A 1,126-nucleotide genomic window follows, 5' to 3' on the forward strand; every position below is an offset into this window, starting at 1 on the left:
GGCGTCCCGCCTCGCGGTCGCCACAGCGTGCTGCACTCCGCCACGGTCCCCGGCAGGCCGTGGTCGTGGCGTATCGCGGCGTCCAGGCTCTCGGCCAGGGCCGCGGGCATCGCGACGCTGTCACGCGTCTCCCGCGAGACGAAGACACTCACGCTCTCGATGCTGCATGTCAGCTGGTCTCGAGCCGCATTCACGACGTACGTCATGGTGTGCAGCGACCGTGCGGATCGGTGCAGGAAGCGGGGGTGCACGGTGAACCTCTCACCGAGAAGAAGCTCACCGGAGTACGTCGTGTGCTGCTCGGTGATGAAGAAGGACAGTCCCCGGGACCACACCTCCTCCAGGCCGAGGGACTCCTTGCGCGTCCAGACCGCACGAGCCCCGGCCCTGACGTAGTGGGGGAGACTCAGGTGATCGTTGGCGTCGACGAGATCATCGGTGACGACGGCGTCCAGCGTTGCGCTGATGGTCCGCACATCGTCGATGCTCGGTCGCCTCGTGCTCAGCTGCGCCACTGGACGATTGACGAGAGGTCGACCCTGCTCGTCCGGTAGTTGTTGGCCGGGTGCTGCTCGTCGGACCAGCCGAAGGAGACACCCAGGAGGACCGCCTCGTCGTCCCCGATGTCGAAGAACTCGCGCACCACCGGCGAGCGGGTCGCGATCGCTGCCTGCGGGATGACGGCGACACCGAGCGCCTCGCTTGCCAGCAAGAGGTAGCCGAGGAAGATCCCGGCATCGAGGACCCCGTACGCGCCGAGTGCGCGGTCGACAGTTATCACAGCGGCGTGCGGTGCCCCGAACAGCTCGAAATTCTTCGCAGACTGACGTGCTGACGCCTGACGGTCGCCCTTCTCCACGCCGACCGCCTCGTACAGCTGCCAACCGCTCTCGCGACGACGCTCGAGGTGCACCCCCTCGTAGGCCCCCGGCATCGCGATGTCGGGATTGATCTCGGCGTTCGGTCCGTCGCTGAGCACGGTGCGGAAGCGTTCGGTCGCCGCTCCCTCAGTGACGTAGGCGTGCCACGGCTGAGTGTTGCACCAGGAGGGTGCCTGACGCGCCACTTCGAACATTTCCTCGATGGTCGCGCGAGGGACGGGATCGCGCCTGAACGCGCGGTGGCT

Annotated in this window: 2 protein-coding genes; both read right to left on the reverse strand. The window is 67.2% G+C overall.

Annotation, left to right across the window (positions count from 1 at the left end; translation table 11 throughout):
* Nucleotides 1-476, reverse strand: a 476-nt coding sequence (locus ACOADB_RS22775) for an acyl-CoA thioesterase (protein WP_378604044.1), incomplete at its 3' end; no start/stop codon positions are given.
* Between the two features lie 26 nt (nt 477-502).
* A partial coding sequence (locus ACOADB_RS22780; RefSeq protein WP_378604047.1) for a nitroreductase occupies nt 503-1,126 on the reverse strand: 624 nt, incomplete at its 5' end.

The sequence above is a fragment of the Nocardioides sp. CPCC 206348 genome (assembly GCF_048654705.1).
GTDB lineage: Bacteria > Actinomycetota > Actinomycetes > Propionibacteriales > Nocardioidaceae > Nocardioides.